Below are 23376 nucleotides of genomic sequence, written 5' to 3'. Positions count from 1 at the left end.
TAAAACAATTTATGATCACCGATAAAGAATTTACACTAAGGCTCATCCGCCAGTTAACCCAGGCACTTGAGAAGCTTATCCTGGACAAACCGGAAGAAAGCTTAATGCAGAAAGAACTTGATTTTGATACTTTGATGAGGGATATTTTCAAGATGAGCTTCACAGAGGTTTCTTCAATGACAAAACAAGAAATGATTGCCCTGGTCAATGAAAGACAGGAAAGAGATCATAAAGATTATTATGAAATGCTTGGAAACCTTTTCTATTTTAACAGCAAACATGATCACAACAGAGATTTTCAGGATAAAGCAAAGACATTCTACGAGCTGTATCTTCAGACCAGCGGAATTTTTGCCCTTCCGGTAATCAACAGAATAAATGAATTAAAAAAAGCACTTGAATAAAGTGCTTTTGTATTTTAGAATGTAATCTTATAGGTTCCGGTAGAAGAAGTATTGGCTTTTTCAGCTTTTACGTATTTTTTTACCCATGCTACAGAGGTAGAAGAGATACAAGGATCTGAAACTCCACCTGCTCTTCTTGCCGAGACAACATTTCCGGCTTTATCAACAGTATAGGCAACGGTAATCGATCCGCTTGCTGTGCAGCTGTGGGATGGCTGTGCTCCTCCTCTTCCCATTGTTCCGGGAATATATCCTATCAGTTTCCTGTCTATTCCTACTTTACTGTCTCCATTTCCATCGCCTCCTAAAGGATCACCGGCATTTCCTATTCCGGTTCCAGTTCCCTGGCTTCCTGCTTTTGTCCCTCTTCCTCTGATCAGATTCCCGATTGCAGCATTTCCTTTACCATCACCACTTCCTGTTTTAGAATTTGCAGTAGTAGATCCTGCTTTTTTAGTATTTTTTGAAGCAGTCGTACTGGTTGCTTCTTTTTTATCTGCTTTTCTTGATTCTTCTTTTTTAGGAACGGTTGTTTTTGTATTATTTCCCGATATTATTTTTTCTTTGGCTTCAGATTTTTCAGCCTCCGGAGCAGGCTCAGGCTTCACAACCGTTTTTGTCTCGGGTACCGGAGTTTCTGCAGGCTCAGGAGTAATCTCTTCAGCAGCAGCAAGGCTACCAGGCTGATCTGCAGGCTCTTCAATACCACTTCCGTTTCTGTTGTCACCAAAATTGACAAGCATTGTTGTAATGACCTCAGGTTCTTTATCCAGCTCGGGTTTTAGCTTATATAAAAATACAAAAAGCAAAATGGCAGCCCAGATAAGAACAGAAAGCAGAGCGCTTTTTATCCTGTCTTTATTTTCTTCGTTTCTATTTGCTGTATAGCTTTTCATCTTAAAACAGAATCTCCTTCCGGAATCTTAAAGGGTTATTTATCTTTAACTGTTGCGATGGCAATGTTAAATTTATACTTCTCAGCGATTTCCATAACAAAAACAACATCTTTATGCAATGTATTTTCATCCGCCCTGATTGTGAAAGACTTATTTGTCTGACTAGCCAGTTTATCCACGATGATCTTCTCTAATTCTCCTCTGCTTACCGGATTATCATCTACAAAAAAAGATCCGTCCGGCTTAATGCTTACGGTCAAAGGATTGGGTATATTATCTTCAACGGCCCCGGTTTTTGGCAGGTTAACGTCTATTGCGCTTTGGTTGGCTGCAGAAGAAGTTACCATAAAGAAGATCAGCATCAGCAGGATAACGTCTGTCATCGCTGCTAAACTGAATTCCGGATTCGCTTTATTTCTTCTTTGAATTTTCATCGTAAGAAAGCTTATAAAGGTTTATTGATAAGGTCTAAAAATTCTCCTGACATATTCTGAGCCTTCAGTACAAATTTATCAATCCTGGTAAGAAGGATATTATAACAGAAGTTCGCAGGAATTGCCACAGCCAAACCTACAGCAGTCTGTCCTAAAGCGGTATAAATGCCTTCTGAAAGTGTTTTGGGGGAGAATGATCCTGTTGCATGAGACAAATTAAAGAAAGCAATAATCATCCCGATTACCGTACCTAAAAGCCCCAGCATCGGTGCAATACTTGGCACTACAGCCAAAAGGTTCAGGTTTTTCTCCATATTGGCTACTTCTACCTGTGCCTGTGCTTCCATAGCACTTACAATATCAGAAACAGGGCGCCCCAATCTTGAAATTCCTTTTTCTAAAATTCTTCCTTCCGGAGAGTTTTGGGTTTTGCAATAATCTGCTGCAGCCTCTATTTTTCCGGCCTTGATGAAGTCTTCGATATTGTTCATGAAGTTGGAATCTGTTTTTGAAGTCAGCCTTTTGATAAAGAAAAATCTTTCAAAAAACAAGTATAGAGAAAATACCCCTAACAGTAATACGGTGACCATCACTATTTTAGCAAAAGCTCCTCCGTGGAACATGATCTTCCAAAATGAGAACTCTAAATTGTCTGTAGCAACTGCAGGTGTAGTGATTTGTGCAAATAAAATCTGAGAAAGTTCCGTTAACAGCATTAAATGTGAATTTTATTAAAGTTTCAACGACAAATGTAGTAGAATATTATGAATTGAACTCTTAAAAATTGCTTAAAAACAACTTAAAATTTTGTTATGAAATATAAACAGCAAATTTCTTTCCAAAAGAAATTTTGAAAAGAAATCAATATAAAAAATTACAGGCCGACTAATCTTCGTCTACCTCAATATCATCCTGTTTGAATTCGCATTTTAATCTGAAAGGAATCGGGGTATCTGATCCTGTATAGAAATCATCAATGGTCCCTTTCCAGATTACCTGAAGCTCTCCTTCCTCGTTTTTTTCAAAAAGGAGCTCATTATCATAGATATAAGCATCTTCATCATCGAAAAGGTCTACTTCTGTGTAGGTTTCCTCATCAGAATCATTGATTTTGATGGTTTTGCCTTCTATTTCCGCCGAATCAATAGGGAAATCAAAAACTTCTAGTGAAAGCTGTGGAAAGTTGTACTGTAAAGAATCATCGTCAACATGATCCAAACTGTCATCCGTTATAATTTCAACCTCTAAAAAGTGCTGTTGGTTACTGTAGACTGCTTTACAATAAGTATTTCTGATATTGTATTTTAAAGTCTCGTCCGGATGGTAAATTTTTAAAATCCCTTTCATTTTTCCTTAAAAAAGAACTGTAATAATATGATTGTTAAACGTTTTAGACAAAGATAAAAAATTGATTTAAAGTTAAAAGGATTTTGAAAATAATTTTTTAAAATCAAGACAGAATATGAGCCGGGATCTCCCAATAATACTTACTTTTGTTTTCATAAAGATTCTGGAAATGAAAAACATTTTATCAAAAAGTATTTTAGGGTTAGGATTAATTGTCAGTCTTGTCTCGTGCAGAAAGTCTGATTCTCCTCTTACAAAGGTTACGCCTTCCAATCTGGATTCCATCGCCTCCAACTACTATGAACAGTATCTTAAATTATACCCTTTAGATGCTACCTCTCAGGGGGATACAAGATACAATGATCAGCTTCCTATTAATATTGATAAAGATTTTATTTCAGGTGAGATTACGTTTTATAATTCAGTGCAAAAACAGCTTGAGAATGTAGATTATAAAAACCTTTCTGATGAAAAAAAGGTTATCTATGATGTTCTGGACTATACTTTAAAAGATAAGATTGAAGCCTACGCCTATCATCCTGAATATATTCCATTCACTCAGTTTGGGGGACTTCCTTTGACTTTTCCTTTATATGGGAGCGGACAGGGAAGCCAGCCCTTCAAAACCGAAAAAGATTATAATGACTGGCTGAAAAGAATGGAAAAGTTTCCGGAATGGATGAATGCTGCAACGGAAAATTTCCGGGAAGGAATCAATAATAAAATTGTCCTGCCTAAAAAGCTGGTGGCTAAAATGATTCCTCAAATGGAAGCTCAGGAAATCATCACTTCCGATATGGAAAAAAATATCTTTTATGGTCCTGTTAAAAATTTCCCTAAAGATTTCACACAAGCCCAGAAAGATAAATTTTCAGCACTTTATAAAGATGCTATTATCCAAAAGATTATTCCTGCTTATACTAAAATGGGAGCCTTCTTAGAAAAGGAATATCTTCCAAAGGCAAGAGATACTGACGGATATAACAGCCTTCCTAATGGAAATGAAATTTACGGCTATTATGTAAAAAGCTGGACCACTACAAAAAAGTCTCCGGAAGAGATAAATAAAATCGGGCAGCAACAAGTTGCTATGCTTCGAAATGAAATGGAAAAGGTGAAACAACAGGTTGGATTTACCGGAACCCTGGAAGAGTTTATCACTTTCGTAAAAACAGACCAAAAAGCAATGCCTTATAAAACATCTAAAGAGGTTTTAAATGGGTTCAACGGAATTTTAGCTAAAATAACTCCAAAGCTAAAAACAATGTTTAATGTTACTCCAAAAACAAAGTTTGAAATAAGGCAGACAGAGAAATTCAGGGAGGCAAGTGCAAGTGCAGAATATATTCCCGGTACTCCTGATGGAAAAAGACCCGGAATTTTCTATGTTCCCTTACCTGATCCATCCAAGTTCAATGTAACATCTGGAATGGAATCTTTATTTCTCCATGAGGCTATTCCTGGACATCATTATCAGGTTTCCCTGCAACAGGAAAACCTAAATCTTCCTAAGTTCATGAGATTCGGATGGTTTGGTGCTTACGGTGAAGGATGGGCACATTACTGCGAGACATTAGGTCCCGAATTCGGGTTGTATACGGATCCATATCAAAAGATGGGATATTTAAGTGATCAGATGCTCAGAGCAGTAAGGCTGGTAATAGATACAGGTCTTCATACCGGAAAGATGAGCCGGGAGGAAGCTATCAGATATTTTTTAAGTAATATTTCCTACGATGAAGGATCAGCTACTGCTGAAGTGGAAAGATATATGGCAATGCCAGGACAGGCTTTGGGATACAAAATCGGATCTTTAAGAATCCGTGAATTGAGAGAAAAATACCAGAAAGAACTTGGTAAGAAATTTAATCTGGCCAGTTTCCATGATGAAGTGCTAAGCCAGGGCTGTCTTCCATTAGAAGTCCTGAACAGAAAAATGGAACTTTGGGCTAAAAAACAAAAATAATACACAATAAAATCAAAAGGTGCTGCTAAACACAGTACCTTTTTCAATTCCAGAAATTAATAATTTTATGATAAAAAGTATATTTGCTATCAAGAATAAACGTTATTGTAATTATTTGTTAAAAGGCATATGGAATTTAAAATTCATTGAACGAAACAAATGAAGAAAAAGAACTTTAAATAAATGAAAACCTAACCACACTTTTACTCCTTGCTTTTGTATTGCAGTCTTGTGAAAACAAAACGAAAAAAGCAACGAAAAACGAACCACAACAAACCGTAAAAAACGATAAAATCCATCCTTCCAAATATGATGAACCAATTGAGAATGAAGAAATTATTTTGGGAGAAGATGTGGAGGAAATAAATGCTTACGCAAAAAACATTTATGAAAAAACGAAATTGTTTATGTTGACCTTGATTTTGTGGAAATCCAATACAAAAACGTTGATGAAAGAGTTATCGTGAACAAAATCCTAAAATAAGAACTTATATCATCGAACTCTATACCGAAATTGCAACCAAAGACTGTAAGGAATTAACAGCATTGGATATGCTGAAGCACAAAAATATTTTGCTGAAAGACAAAACTGCTATTGTAATCGGCAAATCGAAAGACGGAAAAATGTTGAGCATTAATTTTGGCTGTTATGGATAATAAATTAAAAAACAAAATGAAAAAAATACTATTGCTTTTAGCCCTGTCCGTTTTTATATGCGTATTTGTTTTTACCTCTTTCTTCGGGAATCTATATTCGATAGTAACAGAAAACGGTTATGAAATTCCCAAAGAAAGTTCTGTCTTCACTTTTGAAGCAACAAAAATGAATAGCGGTTCAGGCGGTTGGTGGATGTATGGAGAAGACCACAAAAAATATTATGCTTTGACCAATGATTCTATAAGTACAATTATCAGTATTAATAAAACGAAATCAAAAAAAATTAAAACCTTTGATAAATTAGATTATAAAACTTGGAAACAAAAATGAAAAAACTAATCCCACTTTTACTCTTCGCTTTCGCACTGCAGAATTTTCTTCGGTATTTCCATTATCGGAATAAAATAATCCATATCGGTTTTCTCCCGTTTTCCCATAATCCACTGCTGTCCGTCAATAGATAAATTAATTGCTCTTTGGTTAATTTAAAGGTGTCAATGTAGGATAAACCGGAAAAGCAACAAAAAATGAAAACATCTCTTGTCTGTTCCAACTTTTTATCCAGTTTCCAATTCATTAAAATTTCAACTTCTCTTTGTGTCAGATAGCCTCGTTCGGATTTTTCGTCTTCTATCTTATAATGACAAACGGATTCCAGAAAATCCATTCGTTCTTATAAGCCAGCTCAACTATTTTCTTCACATTTATTAAATATTGGGCAATGGTACTTTGCTTGTTTCCACGAACTATCAGCAAATACATTTCAAAATCACGGATAAACTGATAGTTTATTTCCCGAAGCGGAATATCCGAAAGATGATATTTTTCGGTAAAGAATTCCGATAGCCTAACCCGAAGATAGTAATATCTATTATAGGTGGATTTCACAATTCTTTTGCCTATTAGATTAAATTTTCCTCAACATGCTCGTCAAATGCTTTCAGCAGCATATATTGTTTACTATCTATTCCCAAGAAAATATTTTTTACTTTCTCGGCGGAAACTGCATTTTCCCGTTCCTGAATATCCCTATAAATTTTGTGAATTCCTGCTTTTGTTTTTTCAAGCAGCGCATTGACTTCGGAAGATTCTGCACTTTTTCCGGTTGCTTTTCCTTCTTTGACGTTCCAGAGTTTGGGGTCAATGTTTTTCTTCATTCCAAAACGGGCTTCTTTTCCGTCAATAGTAATCCTGCAATATACAGGTACACTTCCATCTTTTTTCTGTTTGTCTCTTTTCAGAAAGAAAAGGCCTTTGAATGTACTTCTCATACGCTTCATTTTTATTGCTGTAAAATTAAATTCAACCTCTAAAAATGAGCGGTTTGCAGGGTAGACAATATCAGTCGGTTATAAGTCAAACACTGCCATTTCAGCCTTTTTATTGTCTCCCTTTTGTCTGCATAATAAAGGGGTACGATTTCGAGCGTGAACTTTGGCTCTTGATGTCCGATTTATAGCTTTTTATGTCTAAATTTGCACCTTATGAAATCATAAATATGTTGACACTTTCCTCTTTTTGTCGGGGTTTGTCTGCATATTGGGTATTATTTTATAATTTTATTTGAAAAACAATGATTATCGAAAGTCTTAAATCTTTATATAACAGAGATCTGAACAAGCTAAAAACAGAGATAGAAGCCTATCAAAATGAAGAAAATATCTGGAAGACGGATAAAAACATTACTAATTCAGCGGGCAATCTGTGCCTGCATCTGGTAGGAAACCTCAATCATTTCATAGGAACACACCTCGGAAATACCGGATATGTAAGACAGCGTGACCTCGAATTTTCTCTGAAAAATATTCCACAGGCTGAACTAACCGCAAAAATTGAGGCCACGGCTACTATGATCGATTCGACTCTTTCTCAGTTATCTGAAGAGGATCTGAAAAAAGAATATCCAGTTGTTGTTTTTGAGAGCGGAATGACCACAGATTATTTTCTGATTCATCTGATTGCTCATCTCGATTATCATTTGGGACAGATTAACTATCACAGAAGGCTATTAGACCTGTAAATCTTTTATGCACAGAATTCCCTTGAGTCAGGAAATTTTGTGCATGTCAAAAACGACTTATTTCTCAAATAGCATTTTAGTAATAAAATCCTTATCTCCTTTTCCTCTTGCCGGAGAATATTCTCTGCCATAAAAAATAATCTGAAGATGAAGCTTGTTCCAGACTTCTTCCGGAAATAGTTTTTTAGCGTCACGTTCTGTTTCAACCACATTTTTACCTGATGTAAGTTTCCATTGAGTCATCAGGCGGTGAATATGGGTGTCAACGGGGAAAGCAGGAAATCCGAATCCCTGGCTCATTACTACTGAAGCAGTCTTATGCCCTACTCCCGGAAGAGCTTCTAATTCTTCATAAGTCTGAGGAACTACCCCGTTATGCCTTTCCAATAAAAGTTCTGCCATTCTTTTCAGGTTTTTGGCTTTGGTATTGGATAATCCTATTTCTTTAATGAGCTCTTTAATCTGGTATTCTTCCAGTTTAGCCATTCTTTGTGGTGTTCCGGCAACCTCAAAAAGATTTGGGGTAACTTCATTTACTTTTTTATCAGTGGTCTGTGCTGAAAGTGCTACAGCAACCATTAAGGTATAGGGATCTGTATGATCTAACGGTATCGGTGTGGTAGGATATAATTTATCCAGTTCTCTCTGAACGAGCTCAGCTCTTTGCTTTTTTGTCATGTAACCCTTAAATTTGAACAAAATTAAATTATTATGCTGAAAGTTGGAGACAAATTACCTGAATTTGAAGGATTAAATCAAGATGGAAAATCAGTAAACTCATCAAAATTAATTGGAAAAAAACTGGTGGTTTTCTTTTACCCGCAAGCCAATACTCCAACCTGTACTGTGGAAGCCTGTAACCTTAGTGATAATTACGCCAAGCTTAAAAAAGCCGGATTTCAGTTATTGGGAATAAGCGGGGACTCTGTAAAAAAACAGAAAAACTTCCATAGCAAATTTGCGTTCCCTTATGACCTCATCGCTGATGAAACCCATGATATCATTGAGAAGTTTGGCGTATGGCAGGAAAAAAAGACGTTTGGAAAAACATATATGGGAATTGTAAGAACAACCTTTATTTTTGATGAAAACGGAATCTGTACAAGGGTTATTGAAAAGGTAACTTCAAAAACTGCTGCAGAACAGATCCTGGAGGGATAAGATAAAAAGCCACTAATAACACTTGATTTAGTTATTGGCGGCTTTTTTATAATTAAATATCCATTCTATTCAGTTTCGTAATATTTCAGCTCTTCATCTTCTCCGGGAAGCGTGATATATTTTTGAAACTTCAATCCTAATTTCTCTATCAGTTTCTGGGAAGACAAATTATCTTTCGAGATAATTGCAGATATTTTTGTCAGCCCAAACTCGTCCATTCCTATAGATTTTACTTTTTCAGCCGCTTCATAAGCATATCCTTTACCTTCAAATTCTTCCAGCAGGGAGTATCCTATATCTACAATATCCAACCCTTCCCTCTCAAAGATTCCTACTCCACCAATCTTTTCATTCCCATCTTTGGTCATAACAAGATAATTCCCAAAACCAAGTCTTTCAAATTGAGGAAGGAATCTGCTTTTAATATATTCTTCCGCATCAGCAATTGTTTTAATATTACGGTCACCGATATATTGAATGAATTTCGGGCTGTTATAAAGCTTAAATATAAGTTCACCGTCTTCCGGGGATATAGGACGGATTAGTAATCGCTCTGTTTCGTAACTATTACCTCCGTTTATTTGTTTTTTTAGGCTCATCTTTTGGTTCTTCTTTTTTCTCAATCTTTAAAAGACGTGGGTTATTAGCACATTTTTTATTATAAAGCTCAATATAAGTCCCATTGTCCTTTACATGAGCTATTTCTCCTGTAGACTTATTTACAGTTATGGTGTAATGAGTTTTCTGATACGGACACTCTCTGGAAGTCAGTTTTCCCAAATCTAAATAATAATTTGACTGATCTTCATGATAATTACCTGCAAGGTCCTTAAACTCTTCATCTACCATATACCCTTCTGCAGCCAAAATTACCGCTGCCTCCTGAGCATTATTTATTTTGCCTACAAACTTTTTTAAATCTTCAGTATTGGTTACGTAACCCACATTTCCACCAGAAGAATAAGCAATATAATAAAAACTGTCCTCCGTAGGAAATAGATTGAACCCGGAAAACTGAGGCGTATAATTTACCTTTCCTGAAGTTTTTATCTCTTCCCCTTTTCCGTAGCTGTTATAGACCAATACCCATGAATCTATTTTATGATCCGGATCAATCTGCTGTAAAATGTTGGGAATACTTGAAAACTTCTTCTTTTCCTGAGTATATCCCAGGAAGCTGGAAAGTATAAGTACTAAAACTGTAAATCGGGTGATAAGTAATTGTATCATAATTAAAAAATCAGCAGAAATATACCAATTTTTTACATAAACTTCTCTCCTTTTTTGAAGTTCTTCAAATCAAGAACATAATCTTTGATCAGTTGGTCATTATCGCGCGGGCAAATCAGAAGGGCCTTGTCTGTGTCCACAACAATATAATTTTCAAGCCCGTCAATAATTACGGCTTTGTTATTATTTTTCAGACGGATAATATTACCTTTTGCATTATAGGCCAGCAAATGTTTTAGCTTTACAGCATTTCCATTCTGATCTTTTTCTGTATTTTCATAAACTGATGTCCAGGTTCCCAAATCACTCCATCCGAGATCGGAAGGAATTACGTAAACATTTTTTGCCTTTTCCAGAATTCCATTATCTATAGAGATTTTCTGAACTTTCGGGTAAATAATTTCAATACAGTTGTTCTCATTCTCAGAGTTATATTCACAAGACATGAAATGCTGCACCATTTCAGGAAGATACAGTTCAAAAGCCTGTTGAATACTCTTTATGTTCCAGATAAATATTCCTGCATTCCAGAGAAAATCGCCGCTTTCCAGGAAACTCTGGGCAATTTCCAAAATTGGTTTTTCTGTAAAAGTTTTTACTTTGAAATAGTCTGATCCTTTTTTTTCTACAAACTGAATATATCCGTATCCTGTATCAGGTCTTGTCGGGGTAATTCCTAGGGTAACAAGATAATCATGTTTTGAAGCAAGATCGAAGGCCAGCTCCACTTTCTCTAAAAAGACATCTTCCTTGAGAATCAGGTGATCTGCCGGAAGCACTATCATCGTAGCATCCGGATTTATTTCAGCAATTTTATTAGCCATATACAGATTACAGGCTGCTGTATTTTTCATTAACGGCTCACCCACAATATTCCCCTCAGGAATCTCAGGAAGCTGTTGCTGAGATAGAGCAACATATTCCTTATTCGTAATCACAAATATCTGTTCTTTAGGAATTATTTTACTGATTCTGTCATAAGTCTGCTGAATCATGGTACGTCCAACTCCTAAAATATCCTGAAATTGTTTTGGAAATTTCTGTGTACTCATTGGCCAGAACCGGCTACCGATTCCTCCTGCCATTATCACACAGTATCTATCTGACTTTAACATTCTTAGCTACATTTTTCTACCCTTGCTAAAGGCTTGAAAGAGTACTTCCTTCCTGTAGCCAGGTTTTTACAAAGATAGTTTTTTTTAACCAGACCTTCTAATAAATACTTTTCGTTGCGATAGATAAAGAACTCCCCTTTTTGAAGTTCTTCAATAAACAGCAATCTATCGTCTTGTTTTTCAGTATGGAAATACCTCACAAGATCAGGGCTGGCCATAAAGTTTGCCTTTGGTGACTTTGAAAACTTTATGATAACAGGTTTCAGGTCCTCATCATAGACTTCCAGACTTTCAAGGAGCATATTCCTGAAAGTTTCTTTCCACTCATTTCCATGGGGAGAAATTCTTCGCCCGTACTTTTCAAATGCAATTAAATGTGCTAATTCATGAGTCAGTACAAAGAAAAAAAGCTGTGGTGTAAGCGTTGAATTTACAGTAATTTCATGAGAATTGTCCGGAAGCTTTCTATAATCTCCCAGTTTGGAATTTCTATTTCTTGTTACTTTTATATGTATAAAATAATCTGAAAACCAGACTCTTAAATATTTAAGCGTGTTTTGTGGTAAATATTTTTCTAGTGCTTGAATTGGCATTTTACAAACTTAATGGAATTCCTGCATAGAAGTTCAATAGTTTAAGACTAAAAAGGTAATTATATTTTGCCTGTGCTACTGATCCCTGTGCATTCGCATAATTATTTCTCGCAACATTTACATCATAGATCGTGGATCGTCCTGCAGCATAACTTTTATCCGCAAAATCAAGAGCCAGTTTAGAGCTTTTTTCTGCTTCTACTGCGGCCAGATAGGTTTCATAATTGGCATCAGCATCAAACTGAGCTTTCTGTACATTCTGTCTTACTGTCTGCTTCTGCTGTTCCAACGCATTTTTGGCAATACTTTCGTTTATTTTAGACTGTTCAACCTGTAATTTTGTTTTCCCTTTGTTAAAAATAGGAATATTAAGGGATAGCCCCACATTTTGTCCGAACTGATCTTTATATTGTTCAAAAAAAGTTCCCTGCACCGTACCTGGCATAGGATCAAACTGCCTGTTATAGAAAGTATTCAGACCCGCGCTGGCTGTTAATGTAGGCCAGAATGCTGTTTTGGTTACCTCAGTTTGTGCTTCGGCAGATCTTATCCTGCTTTCAGCAGCTTTGATCTGAGGTTGTATTTCATACGCTGTTGTAAGCACTTCATCCACAGAATTAAGCTGTAAATCAAGTTTTTCCGGAACATTTACGTCTTCCACATCAAAACCCTTATAATCTGACAGTTGTAAAAGCTGAGCGATAGCAAACAAGGCACGTCCAACGTTTACTTCTGCTGTTTTAAGATTTTGTTTTTCTCTTGCCAGCGCTGCTTCAGCCTCTGCCAAAACCGTCTGTGCGGTTGTTCCAACCTGAGTCGTGATTTTAGCCCTGTCAAACTGTTTCTGGGCATTATCCACAGCACTCTGAGAGATTTTAACGATCTCTTTATTCAACAAGGCGGTAAGATACTGCTGAGCAATCTGAAGAGAAATATCATTTTTAATGGTTTCAATGTCATATTGACTTGCTTCTACATCAAACTGGGCTTTTCTTACATTCTTCTCTAATCTTCCATTGTTATAGAGCAAAATATCGGTACTCAGACCAATACTGTTATTGAATCTATCGTTTCTAAAACTTCCGGCTCCTAATGACCCCTGCCCGAAACTTACCCCATTTATCATACTCCCCGATACAGAAGGCAAATATTCTTTTTTGGCTGCTTTAAGATTATATTCCTGATTTTGTTTGTTATACTGATTTTGGATAACCTGAAGATTATGCTCCACTGCATAGTTTACACATTCTTTTAAGGACCATTTCTTCTGAGCGCTTAAACCCAGATAACCTAATCCAAAAACGATGATCCAAACTTTTTTCATATGTATATGTTTATTTTGTTTTTAATGGTCATATGGAATCGTGTTATCTTCATCAGTACGGTAACTTATAAATCACAGCGATTTCATATTAAGATTTTTCCATATTAGACGAATCAAATATAAAAAAGTTACAGATTCAAAAAATTATTGTTTCATTTTAATAAAACTTTTGGGAATTTTGCAGTATGACACACAAACAATACCAGGAAGCTATTGACTGGCTTTTTATACAAATGCCCAACTATCAGGTAGATGGACAGAAAGCTTACAAACCAGGACTTGATAATATTACCAAACTTTGTGCTTTTTTTGGAAATCCACAGGAAAAGATAAGATGCATTCATATCGGAGGAACCAACGGAAAGGGTTCTTCAAGCAATATGCTTGCCTCTGTGCTTCAGGAAGCGGGTTATAAAACCGGATTATATAATTCTCCCCACCTTATTGATTTTACTGAACGGATTAAAGTAAACGGAAAGAATTGTAATAAGCAATTTGTATTTGATTTCATCAGTAAACTAAAAAAACTGCCAGAGGATATACGTCCTTCTTTTTTTGAATTCACTACGATCATGGCTTTTGAATATTTCTATCAACAACAGGTAGATTTTGCTATAATTGAGGTTGGATTGGGAGGACGGCTGGATTCTACCAATATTATACATCCTATGCTTACTGCCATCACTAATGTTCAGCTTGATCACCAGAATATCCTGGGTAACACCATTGAAGAGATTGCAAATGAAAAATCCGGCATTATTAAACACAATACTCCGGTTATTTCAGGAGATGAAAATGAAGTTGTAAAAAGAATCATCCGGGAAAAAGCATTAACGTTAAACGCTCCGTTTACAGATGCCTCCCTTTTGAATTCTGATCTTTCATCGGATTTGAAAGGAAATTATCAGCAGAAGAATATCCGTGTGGTACTGGCCATGGTTGAAGAATTAAGAAAATTAAATGTTGTGATTTCAGATAAAGACCTAAAAGAAGGGTTACTGAGTGTGCATCAGAATACAGGATTTATCGGCCGATGGTTTGAATTTTCAAAAAACCCGCTTACCATATGTGACACTGCACATAACCAGGCCGGCCTGGAGTATGTTTTTAAACAATTAAACTCAATTGACAAACATAAGCATATCATTTTAGGTTTTGTAAATGATAAAAAAATAGATGAAGTCATGACCCTACTTCCGGCAAATTCAGAATTTTATTTTGCGAAACCTTCCATCAACAGAGGGAGAGATCCTAAAGATTATGAAAACCTGCTTCAGGAAGCAAAAATTATTTATAAAATTTTCAACTCAGTGCAGGAAGCATATCTATCTGCAAAAGAGCGATGTACAAATAATGAAATGATCTTTATTGGCGGAAGCAATTTTGTAGTGGGAGATTTTTTGGAAAAAAATTTGGAGATTCATGAATAAGTTGTATATTTGCACCACTCTAAACGAGGAAACAAGTATAGAGGGTTCTTAGCTCAGTTGGTTCAGAGCATCTGGTTTACACCCAGAGGGTCGGGGGTTCGAATCCCTCAGGACCCACAAAAAAGGAAACGAAACCTTTAAAAAAAATTCGGGTTCTTAGCTCAGTTGGTTCAGAGCATCTGGTTTACACCCAGAGGGTCGGGGGTTCGAATCCCTCAGGACCCACAGAAATCTCTCAAGAAATTGGGAGATTTTTTTGTTTTAATGTCTGATCATCGTAATCCTTTTCTTTTATTCATCTGAACTATTTATTTTCCCGATCAGCAATGCCAGTTTATATAAATCAAAAAAACGGATGTTGGGATTCCCGGAAGTCAGGTTACGTTTTATTCTTTTTTCAAATATATTATAGAAAAAGAGAAAGACAGAAGCCAGCCTTAATTGTTTTAATACAGCAGCGGCCCTGTAAACTTTTATTCCTTTAATAAACTCTCTGTTTTGCGGGCTTTTTGAGAGCATTAATAAAGAGTCGATACTTATCTCTGTTTTTTGCAGAAACACTTCGTTGCTGGTACAGTCAAAATGAATAACAGGATTATTAATCGCCAGAAAGGTTACTCTATTCTGTTCAAGAAGTTTTGCAAAGATGAAGTCCTCGTATCCATATTGTGTCAGCTCTTCATTAAAGGGAAATTTCTCAAAAATATCCTTCCTGATCACAAAATTTACAGTTTTAAAAACTGAAAAGTTTGTCGTTCGATTGCCTGTAAAAATCTCTCTTTCCAAAGAATATCTGTTTCTAAGAGAAGTTTTTTCCTGATCGGAAATTTTAAAATTTCCGTATATTAATCCTATATCTGGTTCTTTTCTTATTACAGACATGTAATTATAAAGAAAGTTTTTATTGTCAATTTTGACATCACAATCTAAAAACAAAAGGTATTTTCCGTGTGAGTACTTCAGGAAGAGATTACGGATTTTGGAACGTCCTATATTTTTGTCAAGAAAAACCAGTGTTTGAACTTTATCCTGAAGTAATTTATTGACTTGTATAAATGAGTAATCAGAAGCATCATCAATCAGGATAATTTCAGCATCAATATTATTATCCTTTATTTCTTTATTAAGGTCATGAACCAAATCACTAACATCAAAGTTAAATACCGGAATACAGATTGAAAGCTCCATTAATCAGATTTTCGCAATGACTTTTTGAATATCAAATTCCTCCAGACAAGCCCAGTCTCCCCTGTAACATTCTTTATCTCCAAAGACCGAACATGGCCTGCAGGTAAGGTCTTTCACTTGTATTACATCATCTTCGCTTTGTCCAAACCCCAAGAATCCGGCATACGGATGGGTCGCTCCCCAGATAGAAATACATCTTGTTCCCACAAGGCTGGCAAGATGCATATTTGCAGAGTCCATAGAAATCATTAATTCCAGTTGTCCGATCTTCTCAAGCTCTTCTGTAAGACTTAATTTACCTGAGAGACTTTTTGTATTTGGAATCTTCGCTTCCCAGTTTTCAAGAGTTTCTGTTTCCTTTTTTCCTCCTCCAAAAAAATAAATCGTATGTTTATTCGCCAGTACCCTCGCCAGTTCAAAAGATTTTTCCAAAGGAAGCATTTTCCCTTTATGCTGTGCAAAAGGAGCAAAGCCAATTCCTGACTTAGGTCCCGGCTGTGGTCTCAATTTTTGAGAAAGCTCTACCTTAAACCCCATTGCCCTGAACACGTCTGCATAACGTTCATCTGTTTTTTTAAGCTGAACTTTATTGAGGTTCCAGACATTTGTGAGGTTTTCTTTTTCTTCCTTTCCTTTATCTATTTTAAAGACCTTCAAGCCTTTTCTTACATAAATTTTGTCTAAAACCTTAGTCCGGATCACATCATGAAGATTTGCAATAAAGTCAGGATTAAATTCCCTGATCAGCTCATTGGCAAGCCTTCTTAAACCAAAAAACCCTTTATAATCATCCAGGTCAATTCCTTTGAACGTAACATTTGGAATTCCTGCAAATAATGGTTCAAAATTTTTCCTGGAAACCATGACGATCTCAACATCCGGATTTTGTTCCAGAAATTCCCTGAAAACAGGAACTGTCATGGCAACGTCTCCAAATGCAGAAAAACGATATGCTAAAATTCTGGTCACAGTTATGATTTCAGTTGATATGCAACTGCATAAAATTTAATTTGTTTGGTCATAGCCATCAATCCGTTGGCTCTTGACGGAGAAAGAAATTCCTGCAGTCCTATTTCTGAGATAAATTCAAAATCAGAGTCCAGGATTTCCTGGGTAGAGTGACCGCTATATATACTTACTAAAAGAGAAACAATACCTTTGGGCAAAATCCCGTCTGAATCTGCATTAAAGAAAAGCTTTCCATCTTTAAACTCAGCATCAATCCACACTTTACTCTGACAGCCTTTAATAAGGTTTTCTTCTGTCTTCTTGTCTTCAGGAAGCCCTTTTAATTCTTTTCCAAGATCTATGATATACTCATATTTCTGCTCCCAATCGTCAAGAAATGCAAATTCGTCAATTATTTCCTGCTGTTTTTCCTTAATGGTCATCTTAAAAAAATTTCTTTGTGCAAAGATAATTAATTTTAAACTTTTATTTTTTTTATTCAATTTTTAATATCTCAACAAAAGGTATTAACAGTTTTCAATTAAGAAATCAATGAAATTATTAAATTACTGTATTTTTACGATGGATTATCATAGATTGATATAAAGACTATAAACAATAGCTATTTTTTATTGGGCTGCTTTTTGAAAGATATCCAGCAATTTTTTTTCTTCGTTTTCCCAGCAGAGAATCTCTGATGCTTTTTCAAGCTCAGCCTGATAACTCAGTCTGCCATTATTTAAGACCGTTTTAATCGCCTCTGCTATGGCTTCAGGAGTATGATTTTTTATTATTTCTCCCACATCAAACCTCTTTTTAATATTCTGCATTTCAGGAAAGTCAGACAAAATTAAAGGGACCCGTGCCTGTATACAGTCCAAAACTTTATTCGGAAGTGAATAGAAATAGCTTTCTCCCTCATTTTCTTCGATACTCATACCACAATCCGCCGACAAGGTCATATTCCTGAGATCTTCAGGGTTTAGCTTTCCAAGAAATTGTACCTTATGCTGAAGGTTTTCATTTATAACAAGGTTTTCATATTCCTGCTTCCTGGGGCCATCTCCGGCAATTTTCAGAACTACATGATCCAAATAACGCATGGCCAGAATCACTTTGTCAATTCCACGGAACGGATTAACCGCCCCCTGATATAAAATGATTTTAGGATGATTCTCAGGGATTTCAATATTAAAATTTAATCTTCGGGGAGCATTCTGTACAACCACCGGCATTATTTTATATTTATTCTGAAACCATTGCGCGTAACTGTTGCTGGCAGTGATCATATAAGTAAGCTTAGGAATAATCGTTTTTTCAACGTATCTCCATAGTTTTTGAGACATTTTGCCCTGAATGGCAGGCATTTCTGAAAAGATCTCATGGCTGTCAAAAATAAGAGGAATATTTAATTTCCTGGAGATAAGGTAATTAGGAACTAATGCATCAATATCATTAGCATGCAGAATGGTATACTGATCCGCTTTGTTTTTCAGCTCATGATACAATTTCCAGTTAAATTCAAAATAAGCAGTTTTTAAAGTTTTAGAAGAAAGGGAAATTCTGGAAAAAGAATAAGGACGTTCCATTTTTTCGGCTCCATTCCAGTTATTTCCTATCAAGTCTATCTGATAACCATTTTCATGCAAGGTCCTGCACACTTTTTCTATACGCTGATCGGTATATAAATTACTGAAGGCAGATATAATGATTTTTTTTCTCATTACCCTTTCTTTCCTGTCAGTAAATGGTAGATCTGAATAAAACAAATAAGCCCGTTCGGAATAATCACCGGCCAGAGCATTCCATTGAAGATACCATAAATAACAAAGCAGATACAGCCAATCATATTGACTATTCTAATTTTTCTTACATCTTTCAGTATGAAACTCAATACAATAAAAACTGAGGCAGAATATCCAATATATGTAGTAATTTCAGGATTCATGGGGAATTTTTAAGGACAACAAACTTAATCATTTTCAATAAGATAATAAAATTTTTTCTGCCATAAAGTCATTAATTGATTTTTGGTAAAATATTTGTAATTTAGATAATGAATAAATGGCAACGTTGCCTTTATTCTAATGAGATATATTATGGATTATAAGTTTTCACAAGGTTTGAGCCAGGTGTTCAAACAAAGCAAAAGCGAAGCTAAAAGGCTGAAAAGTGAATTTCTTAATACAGAACATCTACTTTTAGGTATTATAAAAACGGAAAACTCTGCAAAAGAAATCCTTCAAAACCTTAATGCGGATTTAACACAAATCAGAAGAAAAATTGAAACTCTAAATACAGCAAGTCTTAATCCTATTTCTGAGGAGGTTACTAATATTTCTTTCACTAAAATGGCAGATCATGCTATAAAACGTGCAGAGTTAGAATGCAGACAATACAAAAGCAATGAAATTAATACCGTTCACCTGCTTTTAGGCATTCTTTATAAATATGAGGACCCTACTTCAAATATTCTAGGCGCTTATGACATCGATTATGAAGGTGTTTCAAGAGAGTATCAGACTATGCTTAAAAATTCCGGACAGGCACCACAGATGAGTGCTTATGATGACGATGATGAAAGAGAGGAATTTGAGCAGATGAGAAAGCCTGCAGGAAATTTAGGTTCTGCCAAAAGTAAAACACCAACCCTGGATAATTTTGGTAGAGACCTGACTTCTTTGGCAAGAGATGGAAAATTAGACCCTGTAATTGGTCGTGAAAAAGAAATTGAGAGGGTTTCTCAGATTCTTTCACGAAGAAAGAAAAACAACCCGCTCCTTATAGGAGAACCCGGAGTTGGAAAATCAGCAATTGCAGAGGGGCTGGCATTAAGAATTCAACAGAAAAAAGTATCCAGAGTTCTGTATGGAAAACGGGTTATTACCCTGGATCTGGCAAGTTTAGTTGCAGGAACCAAGTACCGTGGCCAGTTTGAAGAAAGAATGAAGGCCATTATGACCGAACTGGAAAAGAACAGAGATGTCATCCTGTTTATTGATGAGCTCCATACGATTGTAGGGGCAGGAAGTTCAACAGGAAGTTTAGATGCATCAAACATGTTCAAACCAGCTTTGGCAAGAGGTGAAATTCAATGCATCGGAGCAACTACTCTGGATGAGTACCGTCAGTATATTGAAAAAGATGGTGCTCTGGAAAGAAGATTCCAGAAAGTAATGGTAGAACCTACTTCCATTGATGAAACTATCCAGATCCTCAACCAGATCAAGGACAAGTATGAAGAACATCACAATGTAATTTATACTCCTGAAGCCATTGCAGCCTGTGTCAATTTGACATCAAGATATATTACGGACCGTTTCTTACCGGATAAAGCGATAGACGCTATGGACGAAGCCGGATCCCGTGTTTATATCAAGAACATGAAAGTTCCGACTGAGATTATTGATTTCGAAAAGAAAATTGAAGAAATTAAAGAACTGAAACAGAAAGCTGTAAAAGCTCAGGATTACCTTGAAGCAAGAAAGCTTAAAGATGAAGAAGAACGTCTTCAGATGGAACTGAATGCAGCACAGGAGAAATGGGATAAGGATGTAAAAGAGAAGAAAGAAACTGTCACAGAGGAAAATGTAGCTGAAGTTGTTTCAATGATGAGTGGCGTTCCGGTAACCAAAGTAGGTAAAAATGAGCTTGATAAACTTGCCCAGATGGACGGAAAACTGAACGGAAAAGTAATCGGTCAGGAAGATGCTGTGAAGAAAGTAGTAAAAGCTATTCAGAGAAACAGAGCAGGCCTTAAAGACCCGAACCGCCCTATCGGAACTTTTATATTCCTGGGTACTACCGGGGTTGGTAAGACTGAGCTTGCAAAAGTAATGGCCAGAGAATTATTTGATTCCGATGAAGCACTGATCAGAATTGACATGAGTGAATACATGGAAAAATTTGCAGTGTCGAGATTAGTAGGTGCGCCTCCGGGATATGTTGGATATGAAGAAGGGGGTCAATTAACTGAAGCCGTACGAAGAAAGCCTTATGCTGTCGTTCTTTTGGATGAGATTGAAAAGGCTCATCCTGATGTATTCAATATTCTGCTGCAGATTCTTGATGAAGGACATGTTACAGACAGCCTGGGACGAAAAATTGACTTTAGAAACACGATTATTATCCTTACCTCCAATATCGGAACCAGAGATCTTAAAGACTTCGGAGACGGTGTAGGGTTCGGAACATCTGCTAAAAAGTCAAGTTCAGATACAAGAGCCAGAAGTACTATTGAAAATGCTCTTAAAAAGGCATTTGCTCCTGAATTCCTGAACAGAATTGATGACATTATTATCTTCAACTCTCTTGAGCAGAATGACATTAAAAAGATCATTGATCTTGAACTGAACAAACTTTATGGCAGACTTGAAAAACTAGGCTATAAAGTGGAATTAACTGAAGAAGCAAAAGACTTTATTTCTGAAAAAGGATGGGATAAAGACTTCGGTGCAAGACCATTAAAACGGGCGATCCAGAAATATATTGAAGATTTACTGGCCGAAATGCTGGTAAACAAGCAATTAAATGAAGGTGAAACTGTAGTTCTTGATCTTAATGAAGCAAAAGACGGATTGGCCGGCAAAACCTCAAAGCCTAAAAAATCAGCCGCTGAAAAGTCTTCTCAATCATAAAACATTCAACTTTACATAAAAAAGCATCGGGAAATTCGATGCTTTTTTTTTGATCTTTATCCTGATCAATATCTTATAGGCCTACTACAAATCCGATATTTGGAATCAGCCCGCTTGAAAATATGCTTGAATCTTCTTTCCATAATACGTTATACATTACACCAATCTGCATGAAAGAATTATTTCCGATTCTTTGCATATATCCTCCGCCCAGATAGAGAGCTGTTTCTTCTTTATTGAATTTATAGTCGTAATATTTATCTTTATAATTGATAAAATAATGCTGAAGATTAGCCCCTAAATAGAATGACCTTGCAAAATAGTAATTCATAAATGGCCCTACACCGAACATGGTGGATCTATAATAGTCGGATGTTTGCCAGGAGACACTTCCTACCACACCTCCCTCAAGATCATTAGTAAGCCTGTATCCGACCCTTGGTGAAGCCTGCAGATAAAATGCACTATTACTTCCGAATCCTAAACCGATACCTCCCCCAAAAGTCCATTTATTGTTCTCCTGCCCTGATGTGCCTACCGAAACCTGGGAAAAGACTGATCCTGAAAACATCAGCATCACGGGGATAATAAACTTTTTCATATGTATTTATTTTTAAGTATTACCTTTCATTTGACTTATCAGTATGAAACCCTGTTTAGTTACATTTTTATACTGATATCGTTTTTATCAATGTTTAAAATTATGGTTTTTTTACGAATTTATTAATTGTATTTTTGCAGCGTCAAACTAAGAACTCCCGTTAAGAGTTTCGTAAAATTGAAATAAATGAAAATAGTAGTAGGCCTCTCAGGAGGTGTAGACTCTAGTGTTACAGCATATCTGCTGCAACAGCAAGGTCATGAAGTAGTGGCTTTGTTTATGAGAAACTGGAATGATGCTTCCGTAACCTTAGAAGATGAATGTCCGTGGATAGAGGATAGCAATGATGCCTTAATGGTTGCACAAAAATTAGGAATCCCCTTTCAGGTGATTGATATGAGTGAACTTTATAAGGAACGTATTGTAGATTATATGTTTGCTGAATATGAGAAAGGCAGAACTCCGAATCCTGATGTTTTGTGTAACAGAGAGGTAAAATTTGATGTTTTTATGAAGACTGCAATGTCTTTAGGTGCTGATAAGGTAGCAACCGGACATTATGCCAGAGTCAACTCTACTTTTGATGAAAACGGGAAAGAAATTTTCCATCTGTTAGCAGGGAAAGATAACAATAAAGATCAATCTTATTTCCTGTGTCAGCTGAGCCAGGATCAACTTTCCAAGGCATTATTTCCAATTGGGGAACTTACCAAACCCCAGGTAAGGGAGATTGCAAAAGAAATCGGGTTGGTAACAGCCGATAAAAAAGACTCTCAGGGGTTGTGTTTTATCGGAAAAGTAAGTCTTCCGCAATTTTTACAGCAACAGTTAAAACCTAATGAAGGGGAAATTGTAGAAATTTTCAAAGATTCTCCTCTTTTTTCAGAAGAAAAACCTGAATTTTCATCTAAAGAAGAAGAGCTTGAGTATTTATCCAGAAAAATCAATTATAGAAAATCTGACGGAAAAGTTATTGGAAAACATCAGGGAGCTCAGTTTTTTACGATCGGACAAAGCAAAGGACTTGGAATAGGCGGACACAAAGAAAGCTGTTTTATCATCTCGAGAGACATGGAAAACAATATCCTTTTCGTAGGAGAAGGAAGCCATTTCCCCGGATTACACAAAAAAGCCCTGAAAATTGATAATTCAGAACTGCACTGGGTACGTGAGGACATGAGACTTCAGAATGGCGAATCTATGGAAGTAATGGCCAGATTCCGATACAGACAGCCTTTGCAGAAAGCAACTTTATATCAGTTTGAAAATGCCTTTTATATTGAGTTTGACGAGCTTCAGTCTGCTATTGCTGAAGGTCAGTTCGCTTCGTGGTATATTGATGAAGAGCTTACCGGCAGCGGGGTGATTTCGTAAAGACGAGAGGTCCGGATTTTTGGGTTACGGATGATTTAAAAAAATAGTTT

General features: G+C 36.2%; 26 protein-coding genes and 2 tRNA genes. 10 read left to right on the top strand and 18 right to left on the bottom strand.

Annotation, left to right across the window (positions count from 1 at the left end):
- The first annotated feature begins 11 nt into the window (after positions 1-11).
- Positions 12-404: a hypothetical protein gene (locus DRF59_RS14745; protein WP_115961686.1), complete on the top strand. Its 393-nt coding sequence runs from the start codon at positions 12-14 to the stop codon at positions 402-404.
- 14 nt (positions 405-418) lie between these two features.
- On the opposite strand, the gene DRF59_RS14740 is transcribed toward DRF59_RS14745, so the two are convergent.
- From DRF59_RS14740 to DRF59_RS14725, 4 genes are all read right to left on the bottom strand, one after another.
- Positions 419-1300: a ferric siderophore ABC transporter substrate-binding protein gene (locus tag DRF59_RS14740; RefSeq protein ID WP_115961683.1), complete on the bottom strand. Its 882-nt coding sequence runs from the start codon at positions 1298-1300 to the stop codon at positions 419-421.
- Between the two features lie 35 nt (positions 1301-1335).
- The gene (locus DRF59_RS14735; RefSeq protein WP_115961681.1) at positions 1336-1734 is read right to left on the bottom strand and encodes an ExbD/TolR family protein; all 399 of its coding nucleotides are present in this window, start codon (positions 1732-1734) and stop codon (positions 1336-1338) included.
- An 11-nt stretch (positions 1735-1745) separates the two neighbouring features.
- Positions 1746-2450 (bottom strand): MotA/TolQ/ExbB proton channel family protein, encoded by a 705-nt coding sequence (locus DRF59_RS14730; RefSeq protein WP_115961679.1) that lies wholly within the window; start codon positions 2448-2450, stop codon positions 1746-1748.
- A 169-nt stretch (positions 2451-2619) separates the two neighbouring features.
- On the bottom strand, positions 2620-3081 hold the full coding sequence (locus tag DRF59_RS14725) for a hypothetical protein (RefSeq protein WP_115961677.1): 462 nt from the start codon (positions 3079-3081) through the stop codon (positions 2620-2622).
- A 169-nt stretch (positions 3082-3250) separates the two neighbouring features.
- Between DRF59_RS14725 and DRF59_RS14720 the strand changes: the two genes are divergently transcribed.
- Both DRF59_RS14720 and DRF59_RS14710 read left to right on the top strand, forming a co-directional pair.
- Positions 3251-5047 carry a DUF885 domain-containing protein gene (locus DRF59_RS14720; protein ID WP_115961932.1) on the top strand — a complete coding sequence of 599 codons (1797 nt, stop codon included), beginning with the start codon at positions 3251-3253 and terminating at the stop codon, positions 5045-5047.
- Between the two features lie 673 nt (positions 5048-5720).
- Entirely contained in the window at positions 5721-6035 is a 315-nt protein-coding gene (locus DRF59_RS14710) for a hypothetical protein (protein ID WP_123873698.1), read from the top strand.
- A gap of 300 nt (positions 6036-6335) precedes the next feature.
- Here DRF59_RS14710 and DRF59_RS14705 read toward each other — a convergent pair whose 3' ends face one another.
- Together DRF59_RS14705 and DRF59_RS14700 are read right to left on the bottom strand one after the other, a co-directional pair.
- Positions 6336-6593, bottom strand: a complete 258-nt coding sequence (locus DRF59_RS14705; protein WP_157967459.1) for a phage integrase SAM-like domain-containing protein — start codon at positions 6591-6593, stop codon at positions 6336-6338.
- Positions 6594-6607: 14 nt separating this feature from the next.
- Entirely contained in the window at positions 6608-6976 is a 369-nt protein-coding gene (locus DRF59_RS14700; protein ID WP_157967458.1) for an Arm DNA-binding domain-containing protein, read from the bottom strand.
- Between the two features lie 302 nt (positions 6977-7278).
- On the opposite strand from DRF59_RS14700, the gene DRF59_RS14695 reads away from it, so the two are divergent.
- Positions 7279-7725 (top strand): DinB family protein, encoded by a 447-nt coding sequence (locus DRF59_RS14695; RefSeq protein ID WP_115961662.1) that lies wholly within the window; start codon positions 7279-7281, stop codon positions 7723-7725.
- A gap of 57 nt (positions 7726-7782) precedes the next feature.
- On the opposite strand, the gene nth is transcribed toward DRF59_RS14695, so the two are convergent.
- Positions 7783-8403, bottom strand: coding sequence for an endonuclease III (gene nth / locus DRF59_RS14690; RefSeq protein ID WP_115961659.1), 621 nt, complete (start codon positions 8401-8403; stop codon positions 7783-7785).
- Between the two features lie 33 nt (positions 8404-8436).
- On the opposite strand from nth, the gene bcp reads away from it, so the two are divergent.
- Positions 8437-8886, top strand: a complete 450-nt coding sequence (bcp, locus tag DRF59_RS14685) for a thioredoxin-dependent thiol peroxidase (RefSeq protein WP_115961655.1) — start codon at positions 8437-8439, stop codon at positions 8884-8886.
- 65 nt (positions 8887-8951) lie between these two features.
- Here the strand turns inward: bcp and DRF59_RS14680 are convergent, their stop codons facing one another.
- Genes DRF59_RS14680 through DRF59_RS14660 form a run of 5 tightly spaced genes read right to left on the bottom strand, consistent with a single transcriptional unit; the run spans position 8952 to position 13148 of the window.
- Complete coding sequence (locus DRF59_RS14680) at positions 8952-9485, bottom strand: GNAT family N-acetyltransferase (protein WP_115961652.1); 534 nt, start codon at positions 9483-9485, stop codon at positions 8952-8954.
- Positions 9454-10116, bottom strand: a complete 663-nt coding sequence (locus tag DRF59_RS14675) for a hypothetical protein (protein WP_115961649.1) — start codon at positions 10114-10116, stop codon at positions 9454-9456. Before DRF59_RS14675 ends, DRF59_RS14680 begins: the two co-directional genes overlap by 32 nt.
- Positions 10117-10148: 32 nt before the next feature.
- Positions 10149-11231, bottom strand: a complete 1083-nt coding sequence (locus DRF59_RS14670; protein ID WP_241505605.1) for a mannose-1-phosphate guanylyltransferase — start codon at positions 11229-11231, stop codon at positions 10149-10151.
- 2 nt (positions 11232-11233) lie between these two features.
- A complete protein-coding gene (locus DRF59_RS14665; RefSeq protein ID WP_115961646.1) occupies positions 11234-11824 on the bottom strand; it encodes a SprT-like domain-containing protein in 591 nt (196 codons plus the stop codon).
- Between the two features lies 1 nt (position 11825).
- Positions 11826-13148 carry a TolC family protein gene (locus DRF59_RS14660; protein ID WP_115961643.1) on the bottom strand — a complete coding sequence of 441 codons (1323 nt, stop codon included), beginning with the start codon at positions 13146-13148 and terminating at the stop codon, positions 11826-11828.
- Positions 13149-13333: 185 nt separating this feature from the next.
- Between DRF59_RS14660 and DRF59_RS14655 the strand changes: the two genes are divergently transcribed.
- The 3 genes from DRF59_RS14655 (at position 13334) to DRF59_RS14645 (ending at position 14803) form a co-directional block, all read left to right on the top strand.
- On the top strand, positions 13334-14578 hold the full coding sequence (locus tag DRF59_RS14655) for a bifunctional folylpolyglutamate synthase/dihydrofolate synthase (RefSeq protein ID WP_115961641.1): 1245 nt from the start codon (positions 13334-13336) through the stop codon (positions 14576-14578).
- Positions 14579-14620: 42 nt separating this feature from the next.
- A tRNA-Val gene (locus DRF59_RS14650) sits at positions 14621-14695 on the top strand.
- Positions 14696-14728: 33 nt separating this feature from the next.
- A tRNA-Val gene (locus DRF59_RS14645) sits at positions 14729-14803 on the top strand.
- A gap of 66 nt (positions 14804-14869) precedes the next feature.
- Here the strand turns inward: DRF59_RS14645 and DRF59_RS14640 are convergent.
- The 5 genes from DRF59_RS14640 to DRF59_RS14620 form a co-directional block, all read right to left on the bottom strand.
- On the bottom strand, positions 14870-15766 hold the full coding sequence (locus tag DRF59_RS14640) for a glycosyltransferase family 2 protein (protein WP_115961638.1): 897 nt from the start codon (positions 15764-15766) through the stop codon (positions 14870-14872).
- Positions 15767-15769: 3 nt separating this feature from the next.
- Positions 15770-16735 (bottom strand): glycosyltransferase family 9 protein, encoded by a 966-nt coding sequence (locus tag DRF59_RS14635; RefSeq protein WP_241505604.1) that lies wholly within the window; start codon positions 16733-16735, stop codon positions 15770-15772.
- A gap of 2 nt (positions 16736-16737) precedes the next feature.
- The gene (locus DRF59_RS14630) at positions 16738-17157 is read right to left on the bottom strand and encodes a SufE family protein (RefSeq protein WP_101238760.1); all 420 of its coding nucleotides are present in this window, start codon (positions 17155-17157) and stop codon (positions 16738-16740) included.
- Positions 17158-17343: 186 nt separating this feature from the next.
- Positions 17344-18438 (bottom strand): glycosyltransferase family 4 protein, encoded by a 1095-nt coding sequence (locus DRF59_RS14625; RefSeq protein WP_115961635.1) that lies wholly within the window; start codon positions 18436-18438, stop codon positions 17344-17346.
- Positions 18438-18662 (bottom strand): uroporphyrinogen decarboxylase, encoded by a 225-nt coding sequence (locus tag DRF59_RS14620; protein ID WP_115961632.1) that lies wholly within the window; start codon positions 18660-18662, stop codon positions 18438-18440. Before DRF59_RS14620 ends, DRF59_RS14625 begins: the two co-directional genes overlap by 1 nt.
- A 151-nt stretch (positions 18663-18813) precedes the next feature.
- On the opposite strand from DRF59_RS14620, the gene DRF59_RS14615 reads away from it, so the two are divergent.
- The gene (locus DRF59_RS14615; RefSeq protein ID WP_115961923.1) at positions 18814-21351 is read left to right on the top strand and encodes an ATP-dependent Clp protease ATP-binding subunit; all 2538 of its coding nucleotides are present in this window, start codon (positions 18814-18816) and stop codon (positions 21349-21351) included.
- A 73-nt stretch (positions 21352-21424) separates the two neighbouring features.
- Here the strand turns inward: DRF59_RS14615 and DRF59_RS14610 are convergent, their stop codons facing one another.
- Complete coding sequence (locus DRF59_RS14610) at positions 21425-21952, bottom strand: hypothetical protein (protein WP_115961629.1); 528 nt, start codon at positions 21950-21952, stop codon at positions 21425-21427.
- 186 nt (positions 21953-22138) lie between these two features.
- Here DRF59_RS14610 and mnmA point away from each other — a divergent pair, with 186 nt between their 5' ends.
- Positions 22139-23326, top strand: coding sequence for a tRNA 2-thiouridine(34) synthase MnmA (gene mnmA, locus DRF59_RS14605; RefSeq protein WP_115961626.1), 1188 nt, complete (start codon positions 22139-22141; stop codon positions 23324-23326).
- Positions 23327-23376: the final 50 nt, after the last annotated feature.

It is taken from the genome of Chryseobacterium flavum (genome assembly GCF_003385595.1).
Taxonomy (GTDB): domain Bacteria; phylum Bacteroidota; class Bacteroidia; order Flavobacteriales; family Weeksellaceae; genus Chryseobacterium; species Chryseobacterium flavum.
Note: the sequence above shows the minus strand (reverse complement) of the source record. Positions and strands in the feature narration are given on the sequence as shown.